This is a genomic window from Paenibacillus sp. 2TAB19 (genome assembly GCF_052115185.1).
Classification (GTDB): Bacteria; Bacillota; Bacilli; order Paenibacillales; family Paenibacillaceae; genus Pristimantibacillus.
Map to the genome: position 1 here is coordinate 16,216 of NZ_JBFRGE010000058.1, position 13,814 is coordinate 30,029.

General features: G+C 49.5%; 14 protein-coding genes. 11 read left to right on the forward strand and 3 right to left on the reverse strand.

Annotated elements, in window-relative coordinates; all coding sequences use genetic code 11:
- Positions 1-56: 56 nt before the first annotated feature.
- On the reverse strand, positions 57-896 hold the full coding sequence (locus AB4Z33_RS22160) for a DegV family protein (protein WP_442051970.1): 840 nt from the start codon (positions 894-896) through the stop codon (positions 57-59).
- A 235-nt stretch (positions 897-1,131) separates the two neighbouring features.
- On the opposite strand from AB4Z33_RS22160, the gene AB4Z33_RS22165 reads away from it, so the two are divergent.
- The 5 genes from AB4Z33_RS22165 (at position 1,132) to AB4Z33_RS22185 (ending at position 6,460) form a co-directional block, all read left to right on the forward strand.
- On the forward strand, positions 1,132-2,295 hold the full coding sequence (locus AB4Z33_RS22165; RefSeq protein ID WP_442051971.1) for an S-layer homology domain-containing protein: 1,164 nt from the start codon (positions 1,132-1,134) through the stop codon (positions 2,293-2,295).
- Between the two features lie 190 nt (positions 2,296-2,485).
- Positions 2,486-3,568 carry a 23S rRNA (adenine(2503)-C(2))-methyltransferase RlmN gene (rlmN, locus tag AB4Z33_RS22170; RefSeq protein WP_442051972.1) on the forward strand — a complete coding sequence of 361 codons (1,083 nt, stop codon included), beginning with the start codon at positions 2,486-2,488 and terminating at the stop codon, positions 3,566-3,568.
- A gap of 128 nt (positions 3,569-3,696) precedes the next feature.
- A complete protein-coding gene (gene greA / locus AB4Z33_RS22175; protein ID WP_442051973.1) occupies positions 3,697-4,176 on the forward strand; it encodes a transcription elongation factor GreA in 480 nt (159 codons plus the stop codon).
- A 295-nt stretch (positions 4,177-4,471) separates the two neighbouring features.
- Positions 4,472-5,119: a hypothetical protein gene (locus tag AB4Z33_RS22180; protein ID WP_442051974.1), complete on the forward strand. Its 648-nt coding sequence runs from the start codon at positions 4,472-4,474 to the stop codon at positions 5,117-5,119.
- A gap of 78 nt (positions 5,120-5,197) precedes the next feature.
- A complete protein-coding gene (locus AB4Z33_RS22185) occupies positions 5,198-6,460 on the forward strand; it encodes a polysaccharide deacetylase family protein (protein ID WP_442051975.1) in 1,263 nt (420 codons plus the stop codon).
- A gap of 54 nt (positions 6,461-6,514) precedes the next feature.
- Here the strand turns inward: AB4Z33_RS22185 and AB4Z33_RS22190 are convergent, their stop codons facing one another.
- Together AB4Z33_RS22190 and AB4Z33_RS22195 are read right to left on the reverse strand one after the other, a co-directional pair.
- On the reverse strand, positions 6,515-7,696 hold the full coding sequence (locus AB4Z33_RS22190) for an NAD(P)/FAD-dependent oxidoreductase (protein ID WP_442051976.1): 1,182 nt from the start codon (positions 7,694-7,696) through the stop codon (positions 6,515-6,517).
- Positions 7,697-7,726: 30 nt separating this feature from the next.
- A complete protein-coding gene (locus tag AB4Z33_RS22195) occupies positions 7,727-8,158 on the reverse strand; it encodes a DUF1641 domain-containing protein (RefSeq protein ID WP_442051977.1) in 432 nt (143 codons plus the stop codon).
- Between the two features lie 398 nt (positions 8,159-8,556).
- On the opposite strand from AB4Z33_RS22195, the gene AB4Z33_RS22200 reads away from it, so the two are divergent.
- From AB4Z33_RS22200 to AB4Z33_RS22225, 6 genes are all read left to right on the forward strand, one after another.
- Positions 8,557-9,207 (forward strand): glycosyltransferase, encoded by a 651-nt coding sequence (locus AB4Z33_RS22200; RefSeq protein ID WP_442051978.1) that lies wholly within the window; start codon positions 8,557-8,559, stop codon positions 9,205-9,207.
- Positions 9,208-9,306: 99 nt separating this feature from the next.
- Positions 9,307-9,639, forward strand: a complete 333-nt coding sequence (locus AB4Z33_RS22205) for an MGMT family protein (RefSeq protein ID WP_442051979.1) — start codon at positions 9,307-9,309, stop codon at positions 9,637-9,639.
- A gap of 145 nt (positions 9,640-9,784) precedes the next feature.
- The gene (locus AB4Z33_RS22210) at positions 9,785-10,279 is read left to right on the forward strand and encodes a glutathione peroxidase (RefSeq protein WP_442051980.1); all 495 of its coding nucleotides are present in this window, start codon (positions 9,785-9,787) and stop codon (positions 10,277-10,279) included.
- A 99-nt stretch (positions 10,280-10,378) separates the two neighbouring features.
- Positions 10,379-10,837 carry a hypothetical protein gene (locus AB4Z33_RS22215; RefSeq protein WP_442051981.1) on the forward strand — a complete coding sequence of 153 codons (459 nt, stop codon included), beginning with the start codon at positions 10,379-10,381 and terminating at the stop codon, positions 10,835-10,837.
- 143 nt (positions 10,838-10,980) lie between these two features.
- The gene (locus AB4Z33_RS22220) at positions 10,981-12,753 is read left to right on the forward strand and encodes a sensor histidine kinase (protein WP_442051982.1); all 1,773 of its coding nucleotides are present in this window, start codon (positions 10,981-10,983) and stop codon (positions 12,751-12,753) included.
- Entirely contained in the window at positions 12,734-13,780 is a 1,047-nt protein-coding gene (locus tag AB4Z33_RS22225) for a response regulator transcription factor (protein WP_442051983.1), read from the forward strand. Before AB4Z33_RS22220 ends, AB4Z33_RS22225 begins: the two co-directional genes overlap by 20 nt.
- Positions 13,781-13,814 lie beyond the last annotated feature (34 nt).

Genomic DNA, 13,814 nt, shown 5'->3' on the forward strand with positions numbered 1-13,814 from the left:
CAATAGCGAAACTTTTTTTCGTTATGATAGCAAGCAGCTTCCGAGCCTGCAATTGATTATTCAACGCAATACATAAAGCCAATAGCGCCAGGGCCTGTATGTGTCGTTATGACAGGCGTTGCGGGCTGTATGCGGATGGGGGCTGTTGTAAAACGACTAATCTCGTCACGCAGACGTTCGGCTAATGTAAGGTTATCCGCATGGGAAATGCCGATCTCCTTCACTTCTTTTCCTGCGGTATCGGCTTGGAAACGTTCGATTAGGTTTTTAATAATTTGTGTGGTGGTCCGAACTTTGGCAACGGGCGTATAGACGCCTTTATCAAGCATGGCAATCGGTTTGATACTGAGAACGGTGCTGATCCAGCCTTTTGCTTTGCCGATGCGTCCGCCTTTGACCAGATTTTCGACCGTATCGACAACGACATATAAAGATGTTCCTTCAAGTATGCCGCGCAGTTTGGCTGTAATTTGGTCGATCGTGCTTCCTGCGTGCGCCATCTTCGCCGCTTCAATGACTTGGAATCCAAGCGCTTGCGATATCATTTGCGAATCAACAACGACGACGTTGCTTTCTGTCATCGTTGCAGCTGCGCAGGCCGTCGAATACGTTCCGCTCATGCCGCTGGTCATATGAATAGAGAGGATCGTATGGCCGTCGGCCCCTAGCCGGTCATATAAGTCTACAAATGCTCCTACAGCAGGCTGCGAAGTCTTTGGCAACTCGACAGCTTGTTTCATTTTGTGAATAAAATCTATCGGAAAAATCGTAACGTTATCTCCGTAACTTTCCCCATCTATATAAACTGACAGCGGAATGACCTCTACCCCGTGCTGTTGAAGCAATTCCTTAGGCAAGTCTGTCGTGGAATCGGTAACAATTCTGATGCCAGTCATAATGCGGCCTCCTTCGATGTATAAGACCAGAGTATGTACGGTTTTATTTGTTGAAAGTTTCAAGGTCCGCTCTTCTACAGGTAGTAGTTGAAAGATTAACCAAAAGTAATAGACGGATAGTCCTCAAGGGCTATCCGTTTTGTTTTGAAGTTATATACTTTTGAAGGAATTTGTTGAAAAATGGCGAATAAAGGAAGTCGGTGATTGTAACCTACAAACTGGAGGGAACAGACGAATGAAGAAGGGTTTTATAGCAGCCGTTATACTTGCAATGCTTGTATCGATGAGTACGGTAGGCTTTGCGCAGGAGGCTGCGAAGACGTATGGACAAGTATTGAGCGAGATAGGCTTGATTCAAGGCTCGAACGGTGACTTGAATGAGAGCGGTGAACTGACACGCTCTCAAATGGTCGTCATTCTGAACCGATTAGGCGCGAAGTCGGATGAGGCTTTCACGCCGCCGGCGAAGGCGACATTCACGGATGTGCCGACAACGCACTGGGCTTACAAAGATGTGGAGAAAGCATATAGCGATAAAGTTACTACCGGCATCGGAAATGGCAAATTCGGCGTTAACAATAAGATTACGTACCAACAGGCAGCAGCTTTCCTGCTGCGCGTGCTCGGTTACGAGGTTAGCTATGACAAGGCTTTGACTGAGGCGGCTGCCAAAGGAATCAAGCTGGCTGGCGAAAAAAGCGCGAATGCGAATTTGCTGCGCGCGGATATTTTCGAGCTTATGACCAAGACGTTGGTTGCGAACGTTAACGGAAGCAATGAACAACTGGTCGATACGATTGCTGCGATTGACGAGGCACATCGCACAACGTTCCTTAACGAGTACGCACAAGCGATTAATCCGGAGCTAAGAGCATTCAGCTATACGCCAGTGGCCGATGTGTACAAAGGCAGCGACGAGTTTTTGAAGAAAAGCTCGGCCGACGGCAGGAAATACGGGCTTCAAGTGGAGAAGGTAGTGAATGTGTTTACGGGCACGGGTACGGCGGTATCGTATGCAGATTTCTTCAAATTGATTAACCCGGAAGAGACGATTGATTTCCAGTTCGCTTGGTCCGAATATTCGAATGACCCGGAGTATGGCGAGTACGGGATTTATGGATGGTCTTACGTATCAATTGATGAGAGCGGATATTTGTTCGCCCACGTAACAGCAACAGAAGGCGAGTCTGGTTATGAAGCGACCAACCCGACCGTGACGAAGTACAAACCGGTTACCGTGGACGGCAAGCAAGTGACGCCTTATCATGTCGAAATGGATTTGGAGGGTTTCACGGGTGAGATTGAGCCGTATGACCTCTTCTTCCTTCTTGATGCCAAAGGAGTCTATACCGTTGCTAGCGTAGGGGCATTCGGTGACGGCGTACATACGCGTCAATAGCTGATTGGTCGACTAGTTAATGAAGTGCCGCAAACGGAGGGGCGTTAAGCCTAGATCCGTCTGCGGCATTTTTTTGCAGGCCGGTTGCCGTGTGTTATATCCCTCCTTGTGTTCCGTTCGAAATTTTGGGACAATATGATATAGCGAAAATGTGACGTACGAGGAAACAGCGTTGAAAAGAGGGCAACCAATGAGCAAACCATCCATTTACGGATTAACGCTTGCGCAACTGACGGAGTGGCTGCAAGAGCGTGGACATAAGAAGGGCAGAGCGGCGCAAGTATGGGATTATTTATATCGCAGACGGGTAACACAATTTACGGAGATGACGGATCTGAACTCGCTCTGTGCGGAGCTTCTTGCCGAGCACTTCACGATTCAGACGTTAACCGAGCATGTGAAGCAGCAGTCGGCTGACGGAACGGTCAAGTTCTTGTTCCGGTTGACGGACGGCAACTTGATTGAGACGGTTATGATGCGTCATAAGTTCGGTCTCTCTGTCTGCGTGACAACGCAGGTTGGCTGCAATATCGGCTGCAGCTTCTGCGCGAGCGGTCTGCTTGCGAAGAGCCGCGACCTGTCGAGCGGAGAAATCGTGGAGCAGATCATGAAGGTGCAGCTTCATCTAGATAGCGCAGGCGCTGGGGAGCGTGTAAGCAATATTGTCGTTATGGGTATCGGCGAGCCATTCGATAATTACACGAACATGTCGGACTTTATCCGTGTTGTGACCGACCATAAGGGTCTTGCTATTGGACCTAGACATATTACGGTATCGACAAGCGGGCTAGCGAAGAAGATTATCGAGTTCGCGGATGATACTGAGATCCCAGTTAATCTCGCCGTGTCGCTGCATGCGCCTAACGACGAGCTGCGCACGAGAATTATGAAGATCAACAAAGCGATACCGATCGAGAAGCTGATGCAGGCGATCGATTATTACTTGGAGAAGACGAAGCGGAGAATCACGCTGGAATATATATTGCTGAAGGACGTCAACGACAAGAAGGAGCATGCGCTTGAGCTGGCTGAGCTAGTAGCCAATCGCAAGCAACTGGCGACGGTGAATCTGATTCCGTATAATCCGGTTGATGAGCATAGTCAGTATCAGCGGAGCGAGCAGGAATCCATCCGAATCTTCTATGACACGCTGAAGAAGCAGGGTATCAACTGCAGCGTTCGTCTAGAGCATGGCGCGGATATCGATGCAGCCTGCGGCCAACTGAGAAGCAAACAGCTTCGCAGCAACGATAATGAGGCGGTTTTAGCCTAATCCTCAACAAGCGAGAGCGTATCCGAGGGGTCGGGTACGCTTCTTTCTATCATTACCAAGAATGAAAATTTCTGTTTTGGACCAATATCGGTTAAACTATATAAATATTACTAGTGGGAGTTGTCCAAATGTCGAATGACGAAATTATATTGACCCAAGAAGGGCTTGAGAAAATAGAAGCTGAATTGGATGAATTGAAATACGTGAAGCGCAAGGAGTTGGCTGCCCGTATTAAGCTGGCGATCAGCTACGGCGATTTGAAGGAGAACAGCGAATACCATTCGGCCAAGGAAGATCAGGCGTTCATGGAGACGCGTATTACGATCCTGACGAAAATGCTGAAGAAGGTACGCGTTGTAGATGCTGCCACCCTCGATACGTCGAAGGTGAATATCGGCCTTACAGCTGTACTAAACGATATTGAGTTCGCTGAACGGATCGAATACAAAATCGTCGGCAGCGAGGAAGCGGACGTCGAAGATAACAAAATTTCGTAMGAAAGCCCGCTTGGCAAGGAGCTTATTGGCAAGAAAGTCGGAGATATCATTGAGGTAACAGCGCCGATGGGCATCATTAAATACGAGCTGCTCGAAATACGAGCAGATTGATCGATTGACAGCTTAATTTAACAGCAGCCGCCTATGAGCCGTGCACTCGTCCGCCTGGACGAATGTCACGGTTTGTTTGCGTTCGAAAACTAGGCCTTTAGTTCGATTTGGTAAAGTTAGGTACAAAGTCTCGCTTATGGCGTCTGTAATTATTTTATAATAGATCCAATATAGTTCGACAGATAATGACAAATTTAATAGATAAATTAGACAAGGTGATGATGAGAGAATGATTTCACCCTTCTTCAAAAAAAAGGATGCAAAAGATCAACAACAGGAGCTTGGATCTGAACCATTGGTCCCAAAGTCTGCGCCTGACAGCGGCCTAGCCGATTCCGAGCTGGCCTCGGCAGCAGAGGAGCCGTTGTCGTCCATGCCATTCGCAGCCAGCAAGTCTAATCTAGACAAGAAGTCGCTCGATCTCGTGTTTGCCGTTGAGCAGATGATTCAAGCTCGCCAACATGCGGAAATCAACATTTACGAGCTGCAGGATCGGTTGACGCATTCGAACGGCAACATTGAACGATTAACCCGCGATCTGAAGAACTTGAACAAAGTGATTGAAGAGCGCGAGAAGAGCATTCTAGATCTGGAGCAGAAGCTGATTGAGAAGAACTTGAAGGTCGATCAAGTCATCGAGGATTACCGGGAGCTCCAATCCACCTTGTCGACAGAAATCGATGACCTTAAGAGTGTCATTGACCTCGAACAGCAGAAGTATACGAGTCTTGCTCAGACCCATAACGAGGCTAATGCCGAGAAAATGAAAAAAATCAATGAGATGGAAGAGCGGATCGGCAGACTGGAAGTAGAGAACGCGCATGTGAAACAGAAGTATGATACGGTACGCCAAGAGAAGGCTTACTTGTCCAACATGATTAGCGACTTTACGAGCCGGATGTCTGTACCGCTAAGCCAGAACAAAAACGATCGCAACGACTAATAGAATAACGTATCGCATTCATACATAAATGATCGGTTATGAGAGTCGGGAGCAGCTATGGAAACTAAAACAGTCCAAATGATTGAGCTATCGTCCATTGAGCAGACACGGACCGGCTTTCAGATGGAGGTCATCATCACTCGCAATCAGGAGCCGGCTCGGTACGTCATCGCCATCGATGAGTTTACCTACAATGAAATAATCACACTCCATCCTCTTGCTGCGAACAGAGTGAGGATGTCTTTATATGCCAAGTGGGATCCGTTCCGCAATCGGCATTATAGCTCGCTGATCAAGATGGATGAACGTTTCGGGGAAACGCTGTATTTTGCCTGCTCGGAGTCCTATGCCGTACAGTTGGAACAAATGCGGCTGAGTGATTCGGTTCCGGAGAAGGCTGCTTCTGCAACAGCAGAAATACAGCCGCCTCAGCCGAAGCCTCGCAAGCGCAAATGGGCGCCGTTCGTTGGCAAGGCAGCACTGCGTCTCGCCATGGTGGTTTGCTTATTTTTCTTGTTCGCTTCTCGTACGGAGAATGGTTTGTTCTCTAATCATGCTGATGCACTAAGCCCGGACAGCGGCGATACGGTAAGCGCCAATGCGGCACAATCGTTCCCGTTTGTCGATGAGCTCTTAATAAGAACTACACCGAGGCCGGTTCTGCCAACAGTGAAACCTGTAGCCCAAGAAACGCCGCCTGCAGAAACGGTCGAGCCAAAGACGGAAACTGCTGCCCTCGGCTACGAAGTGTTGGAAGCTGACGCTGAGGAGTATACCTATTCCGTTCCGAAAGGGTATGTTGCCTTGACGTTCGACGATGGTCCTTCCGAGTATACGGAGCAGATCGTCGATATATTGAAGGAGCATGACATCGCGGCTACGTTCTTGTTCGTAGGTGTTAATGTGAAGCATGATCCCAAAGCTGCGGCGTATGCCGTTGATAATGGTATGGCTGTAGGCAATCACTCTTGGGCTCATAACGACTTCACGGCCAGTACCGCCGAAGAGAATGCCGATAGCATTGCGAGAGTGAACGAGCTGATTGAATCGGAGGCGGAGGGCGAGAACACAGTCGTTAACCTGTTCCGTCCGCCATACGGAGCGATTGATGATGAAGTAAAGGCGGTTGCGAAGCAGGAGCAGATGAAGGTGCTTATGTGGAATCGCGATCCTGTTGATTGGAAGGCGAAGACGGAGAAACAAATATTAAGCTACTTCAAGCAAAAATCGCCGTCCGGCGGCATCTACGTCATGCACGAGAAGAAATTAACGGTCGAAGCGCTTCCTGAAATCATACAATATCTAAAGAGCAAGCAATTGAAATTCGCTATATTCAAATAAAAAAGAAGGTCGGGAGCTTCCTATGAAGCCCTCGACCTTCTTCTATTTCCTAGCTTAGTAAGCCAGTGCGAATAGACCGTGGATATGCGACAGGTAGCGGATGTTGCTCGCTTCCTTCATCAGCGATGCAGGCAAGCCTTTCAGCTGCGTTGCGTTGCCGCCGATTGTGCCCACGCCGTCTTTGCGGCCCAAGCTGCCAAGCGTTCCGGAGAATACAGGCTCGAACTTGCTCATAGCGCCGCCTTTGAACAGAACGCCAAGGTTATGGCCGACTGTTTCACCCATTTGCCAAGCAAGCTGAGCGGTTGGCGGGTATGGACGCTCGCTGCCCTCTGGGAACACAACCGCGCAGTCGCCTGCAAGGAATACGTCCGAGTGGGAAGTCGATTGAAGAGTTGGCGTAACCGTCGAACGACCGCGATCTTCTGCAAGGCCGCTGCTGCCGACAACAGGGTTGCCTTTAACGCCGCCAGTCCAGATGATTGTGTTGGATTCGATTGTATTGCCGTCCTTCAAGGATACAGCTGTTTTCGTTGCTTCCGTGATCGCTACGCCAGTGATGAACGTAACGCCGCGTTTCTCAAGGCTGGATACCGCGCGCTCGATCAACACTTTAGGGAAGATTGGCAATACGGCAGGGCCGGCTTCTACGCAATACAACGAAATATCTTTGAAGTCGATGCCTTTGCTTTTGCATACTTCAGGCAGTTTGTCAGCGAATTCGCCAACGAGCTCAACGCCAGTCAGACCGCCGCCGCCGACTACGATTGTAGCGTCAGCTTTGTTGCCGGATGCTTTGTAAGCGTCCAGACGAGCTTCAACATGCTTGCGGATACGGTTAGCATMAGCAACCGACTTCAGCACCATGCTGTTCTCTTCCAGTCCAGGAATTCCGAAGTAGTTCGTTTCGCTTCCGAGTGCAACAACAAGCGCATCGTAACCGATTACTTTGCCGCTCTCGAACTCAACGATTTTGTCGTCAGGTCTGATTTGCTTAACGGTGTCAACAACGATGTCGACGTTTTTGTCGCTAAGCAGTTTGTTAAGAGGGAGGGATACAGCATTCTCCTCAATAGTGCCGCCGGCAAGACGGTGAAGCTCCGTAATGATCTGATGAGTCGGGAAACGGTTGACAACCGTAATTGTTGCTTCCGATGCAGACAGATGTTGGCGTGCTGTTAGAGCGGAAAGAAGACCACCGTAACCGCCGCCCAAAATAAGAATATGTTTAGACATGTCCATCCTCCATTCTTTGCTTATTTGTAATTAGTTTTTGCGCTCTGCCAATACGTTCAAGAAAGCTTGAGCGAAGCGAAGCGTTTTTTGAACTTCTGGATCTTTCAGCATTTTAAGCATAGCGAATAGACCGACTGTCGAAGAAGTGTCGGCTTGCGAGCGCTCGCCAGCTTCGATAGCGGCTTGAGCGATGCCTTTGGCTTTCTCTTGCACGGGTTTCACGAATTCGCCGATACCTTGAGCGAAATCGTTGATCAATACTTTGTCAGTCGCGATGCCTTTAGCGAAGTCATAGGCAGTTGTCATTGCAGTGACCATTTCAGCTAGCTTAGGCAGGTTATCCACCAATACAGTCAGAGAGTTCTGTACCTCTGGCTGCATAAGCTGATCGAGCACGTCTAACGATTTTTTTTCTTCCGCGAGGCTTGCAGAAACCTCTTGTTGAGCAGATGGTTGTGACATTGGGGAACGTCCTCCTTTACATAGGAATGTAGGTGAGTCATGGGCTCGATGATGTCAAACGCCTCAGGCAAGGTGAGTAAGGCATGAGATTGTAACATTTTTCACATAGTAAAAGAGAAAGACTCCTTACAGGTATGTTACAAAGTAAGTCTTACTTTACCGACGGCAAGCATCGGTGAGTTTGACGAGATCGGGCATTAACTCTTTACTTCTATTCTACATCCTTTATCGGAAAAATAAAAAGCAAATTTATTGAAAGTCGAAAAAAATGTCGAAATCGTAAATAAAAACAGCAAAAAGATGGAAAAACGATCAAAAGTTTGTAGTCGCATGGAAAAGATTGATTGGGTCACACTAATCTCAGGCGTGTCGTACAACCACTTGGAGGAGATGTGTGCATGTTAAGAAAATCAGTTGTGATGACCCTATTATGTGCAGCGCTTATATTCGGAGCCGGTATACCCGGTATGAAAGCTCAAGCCGCGGAGAATAATCCAACTAAATGTCTGAGTCAGTCCGCTGCTACGCTGAAGCAAGAACTGAGAAAGCTGTGGATTGATCATGTCGTATGGACACGGTTGTATCTCGTTAGCACACTAGCTGGGGTTGGAGACCAGGAACAAGTTCTGGCAAGATTGCTTCGCAATCAGAAGGATATCGGCGACGCATTCAAGCCTTATTATGGCGAAGCTGCCGGTACGAAGTTAACGGAGCTGCTGACCGAGCATATCGTATTGGCAGGCAAGCTGCTGGATGCGCTGAAGAGCGGCAAGTCGGAGGAGGCGGCAGCGTACAACAAGCAGTGGTATAAGAATGCGGACGATATCGCGAAGTTTCTAAGCGCCGCCAATCCGAATTGGTCGTACAAGGAATTAAAAGACGATATGGAAACCCATCTGAAGCTGATCACCGAAGATGTGTCGGCAAGAATGAACAAGGATTGGAATGCAAGCGTAGCGGCATTCGATAATGGCGAGAATCATATGGCGATGTTCGGCGATAAGCTGGCGGCGGGAGTCGTGAAGCAATTCCCGGCGAAGTTCAAATAACACGTAGTTGACGCTGCACGGTGCAATCGAGTATCCTCTGCTTACAAATATAGCGCTGCCTTCAGGCAGGCAAAGAAGGCAGAGGAGCGTCATAAAGTTATGCAGCCTTTCACGCAACGGGTTATATCGATTATTCAACAAATTCCGGAAGGGCGCGTCATGACGTATGGTCAGGTAGCCGAGCTGGCGGGCAGCAGCCGGGGCGCGCGTCAAGTCGTTCGTATTCTTCACTCGATGAGCCGTGCTCATAACCTGCCATGGCATCGGGTCGTTAACGCCAAGGGCGAAGTGGCGATTCAGGATGACGAAGGACGTTTCCTGCAAATGATGAATTTACAGGAAGAGGGCGTTGAGGTGAGCGATGCAGGCAGGATCGACCTCGCTCTTTACCGCCATTCGCCGCTTGCTTGGGAGGAAGAAGAACGATTCTAGCTAAGTAAAGGGCTGACTGCCGAAGGGATTCGGACGGTCAGCCCTTTTTTGTTTTGCATGAGGTACCGATCAGGGTTGACATCAGCTTTTTGATTGTATACAATTTAATTATACAAAATCGAGAAAATCGAAGGAGCGGATGAACATGTCTATTTATAATATCGATGTAAAGACGATCAAGGGGGAGGAGCAAACGCTCGCGCCTTATAAAGGTCAAGTGCTGCTGATCGTGAACACGGCAACGAAGTGCGGTTTTGCTCCGCAATTCAAAGGGCTTCAGAAGCTCCATGACGATCACAAGGGGGAAGGCTTCGCCGTCCTTGGCTTCCCATGCTCGCAATTCAATAATCAAGAGCTGGCTAACGACGATGAGATCGCGCAGTCTTGCGAGATTAACTTCGGCGTGTCGTTCCCGCTGTACGCGAAGATTGATGTCAATGGCAGCAATGCGCATCCGCTGTTCCAGCATCTGACGAACGAGGCGCGCGGCGTGCTCGGATCGAAGCTGATCAAGTGGAATTTCACGAAGTTTCTCGTTGACCGTGACGGCAATGTCGTCAAGCGGTTCAGCCCGACCGATGACCCGGCTAAGATCGAGAGCCACATCCAGAAGCTGCTCGGCACGGCAACAAAAGTATAATCCGGATTTATTATGATGTTTTTCTCATAAAGTACCGATTTGAATCCTCGGTTTCGAACCTTTATGATGGTATAGACCATCTGGAAGGGAGAATTCATTATGACTAACGAAATGAAGCAAATTGACGTACGCAATTTTACCGTATCAACAGAAATTTTCTTTAAGCCGAACCTCGATATTTACTCGCAAATGATATATATCGTCTTAAGCTCCCGGACATCGGAGGCGTCTACATTGACGTTGTCCGAAGTATCCAGGAAAGGGCGTATGACGGTTAAGCAAGCGATTAAAGCGATGCAGTCGCTCGTCGATCAGCAGTTGATTCCACACAAGCTATTCCGTAAAATGATCGGCGAGTTCCAGGATGACCGTCTATCCTGGGCGGCCAAGGGCTTGCTCACTTACTGCAAGCAGCAACCGGATATTTCAATGCAGGAGCTGCTTGCGCTATCCGACCAATCCGGCGAGGACGAGAACAGCATCCGCAAGGCGCTGCTTGAGCTGGAGCTGAACGGCTACTTAGAGGAATTTCCGGAGCTTAGAAAAATAGCAACTTAAATAAACGTGCAAGTCGAAGGCACCCGTATGCAACGGGTGCTTTTTTGCATGTTAAGTGATTTACGGTTGGACCAATTATGCTATAATACGGCATTATTGCTCGGACAGATTGGAATACTATCATCAGAGCGGGGTGCTGTGCCATGAGAGAGGTTCTCCGATTGATCGTCATGCGGGTGATGAACCTTAAATTTTTCACGAAAATTTTCATCTCGATTTCTATCGTTTCGGTAATCGGCGTGTTCAGCATCGTCTATATTTATCAGCAATATTTTCAGAAAATTGTCACGGAAAACGAGATGGAGCGCGTGCAACGCTCTATCAATCAGGCTGGACTCAATCTAGACAACCAGTTGAACCGAGTCGTGCAGAACGTATACTACTTCTTTTACTACTCCGACAACGGTACTGAGCTAATAGGAGCAACGGATCGGAACAAGGTCGAGAATGCGCTGGAAGCGTTCCGGACGCAATATTCGAGCGAGCTGGAATCGGTGCTGCTCATGATCAAGGATAATCGGACCGGCGGCGAGGAAACGATGATTTACGACGAGAACCTGGATCGCGTCCGCGATATCGATTATAAGGGACAGGCATGGTACCGCCATTTCTTGAACAAGGATACGGAGCTGTGGTCAAGACCGACGAAGGAGCATCTGTTCTATCAGGACCGCTCCTATAAGACGATTTATTTGACGCTGGCCAGATACGACGACAACGGCAGGGACGGCATGCTGGTCGTGCGCCTGAACGGCAAGCTGTTCAGCGATGCCTTCCGCTTGCTGGCTGCCTCTGACCTGCTTATCGAGCTCAAGGACGCGCAAGGGCATATCGTCTACTCATCGTTCCCTGAAGACGCCGGCTCGAACAAGGCGGTGTATTTGAAAATGGACTCGAAGCTCAGCTATAGCGGCTTCGAAGTGCAGGCGTATATCAACCAGCAGGCGATTACGGGCAAAGTGCGGAAGATCCAGAACGTGCAGCCGTTCGTTATCGTCGTTATTTTGCTCATCACGCTGGTCATTTCGATCGTGCTCTCGCTTACGCTCGTTCAACCGATCAGGAAGCTGCTGCAGCTCATGAAGAAAGTGGAAATCGGCGATCTGGACGTGCGCTTCGCGACCAAATATACCGACGAGATTGGGCTGCTGGGCCGGAATTTTAACAAGATGTTAGCCAACCTATCGGAGATGATCGACAAGATGTACGTCGTYGAGATGGAGAAAATAAACGCGGAAATGAAGCAAAAGGACGCCACGCTGCTCGCGATGCAAAATCAGATCAACCCGCATTTTCTGTACAATACGCTTGAGGTTATTAATTGTCAGGCCATCATTAACGAAGTGCCCGCGATCAGCCGCATGAGCAAAGCGATGGCCGATTTCTTCCGCTATACGATCGACAATCCGAAGGCCGAGGTGGAACTGCGCGTGGAGATCGATCATGTGAAAACGTATTTGGAAATCCAGCATGAGCGATATCCTGATATCGAGATCGATCTGGACGAGCTGGAGCCGTTCAACCGTTATCCGATCGTGAAGCTGACGCTGCAGCCCATCGTGGAGAACGCGTTCCATTACGCCTTCATCGGAGAAAGGGATTATTACTTGAAAATCTATGCCGAGGATATTCCGCAGAGCGACGCTTATGCGCTGTACATCGAGGATAACGGGCAAGGCATGGATGAAAACGCGATGGCGGCGTTAAACCTGTTGTTCGAGCGGAACGATACGGACGTGCCCGAAACGGACGCCAGCCGCAAACGAGGCATCGGCCTGCTGAACGTCCACAACCGGATTCGCCTGCGGTACGGGGAGCCGTTCGGATTGTCGATCGAGGAGTCGATGACGGGCGGCGTGACGGTTCGCATAGTGCTGCCGAAGGAGGGGAAAAGCTATGAGAGTGCTGATCGTTGACGACGAGGTCGTCATACGGAAAGGGATCGTGAAGCTGCTGGAGAACTTCGGCAGAACGATAACCGAAACGGACGAAGCAAGGAACGGCGAAGAGGCGCTTCAGCGCTTAATCGATAAGCGTCCCGATATGATCATTACGGATATTCAGATGCCGGTGATGAACGGATTGGAGCTCATCGCCCGCGTGCGGGAATCGAACCCGGAGCTCGAAATTATCGTCCTTAGCGGTTACGCCGAGTTCGAGTACGTGCAGCAGGCGCTGCGGTATCAGGTAACCGATTATTTGCTCAAGCCGGTAACGCAGGAGAGGCTCGACGAGGTCATCTCCAAAGTGCTGCTTAAGGATCCGTCCAAATGGACGGCGCAGATGAACGCGGACAGTATACGCTTCATGAAGGAAACGGCAGCCGCCCTGATCAAGAATGTATTGGCTGAGCATAAGGCGGAGGCGAATCGCCTCATCGACGATTGGGGCGCCTACTGCAAGTCGCAAGGCTACACGCTGCTCGAATTGAAGCGGATCATGGGACATTTCCAGCTGTTCTTCCGCTCGGAGCTGCTGCTCTCGCTGAAGCAGGATGCAGGCGGGCAAATGATGGCGACGCCGCAGCCGGCCTCTACGGCCGAAGAGTTGTTCGAAGGCTGGAAGAGCTACGTAGCCGATGTGATTGCCCGCGTATCCGAGAGAAGGGCGCCTCGCAACAAGCGCGTCGTCGAAGAGGTGATGTCCCAAATCGACAGCCGCTACGGCGATGCCGCTCTGAACCTGCAGGCGCTTGCCGATCACAGCGGCGTCAGCTCCCCCTACTTAAGCAAAATATTCCGCGAAGTGATGAAGAAGCCGATCACCCAATATATAAGCGAATACCGGCTGGAGAAGGCGCGCGAACGGCTGATGGGCGAGGATTCGGCCAAGATCAACCTCATCGCCGAGCAGTGCGGATTCAACGATTATCCGTATTTTTCGAAAATATTCAAAAAGTATTTCGGCGTCTCTCCGCTCGAATACAAGGAAAAAAATAGCTAATCTATGTGACGAACCTTCACACGAAGGTTTGTTT

What these genes read in the sequence shown, in the direction of transcription:
- AB4Z33_RS22185 (WP_442051975.1), top strand. Translation starts at nt 5,198, where the DNA reads ATGATTGAGCTATCGTCCATTGAGCAGACACGGACCGGCTTTCAGATG.
- AB4Z33_RS22195 (WP_442051977.1), bottom strand. Translation starts at nt 8,158, where the DNA reads ATGTCACAACCATCTGCTCAACAAGAGGTTTCTGCAAGCCTCGCGGAA.
- AB4Z33_RS22200 (WP_442051978.1), top strand. Translation starts at nt 8,557, where the DNA reads ATGTTAAGAAAATCAGTTGTGATGACCCTATTATGTGCAGCGCTTATA.
- AB4Z33_RS22165 (WP_442051971.1), top strand. Translation starts at nt 1,132, where the DNA reads ATGAAGAAGGGTTTTATAGCAGCCGTTATACTTGCAATGCTTGTATCG.
- AB4Z33_RS22225 (WP_442051983.1), top strand. Translation starts at nt 12,734, where the DNA reads ATGAGAGTGCTGATCGTTGACGACGAGGTCGTCATACGGAAAGGGATC.
- AB4Z33_RS22215 (WP_442051981.1), top strand. Translation starts at nt 10,379, where the DNA reads ATGACTAACGAAATGAAGCAAATTGACGTACGCAATTTTACCGTATCA.
- rlmN (WP_442051972.1), top strand. Translation starts at nt 2,486, where the DNA reads ATGAGCAAACCATCCATTTACGGATTAACGCTTGCGCAACTGACGGAG.
- AB4Z33_RS22205 (WP_442051979.1), top strand. Translation starts at nt 9,307, where the DNA reads ATGCAGCCTTTCACGCAACGGGTTATATCGATTATTCAACAAATTCCG.
- AB4Z33_RS22160 (WP_442051970.1), bottom strand. Translation starts at nt 896, where the DNA reads ATGACTGGCATCAGAATTGTTACCGATTCCACGACAGACTTGCCTAAG.
- AB4Z33_RS22210 (WP_442051980.1), top strand. Translation starts at nt 9,785, where the DNA reads ATGTCTATTTATAATATCGATGTAAAGACGATCAAGGGGGAGGAGCAA.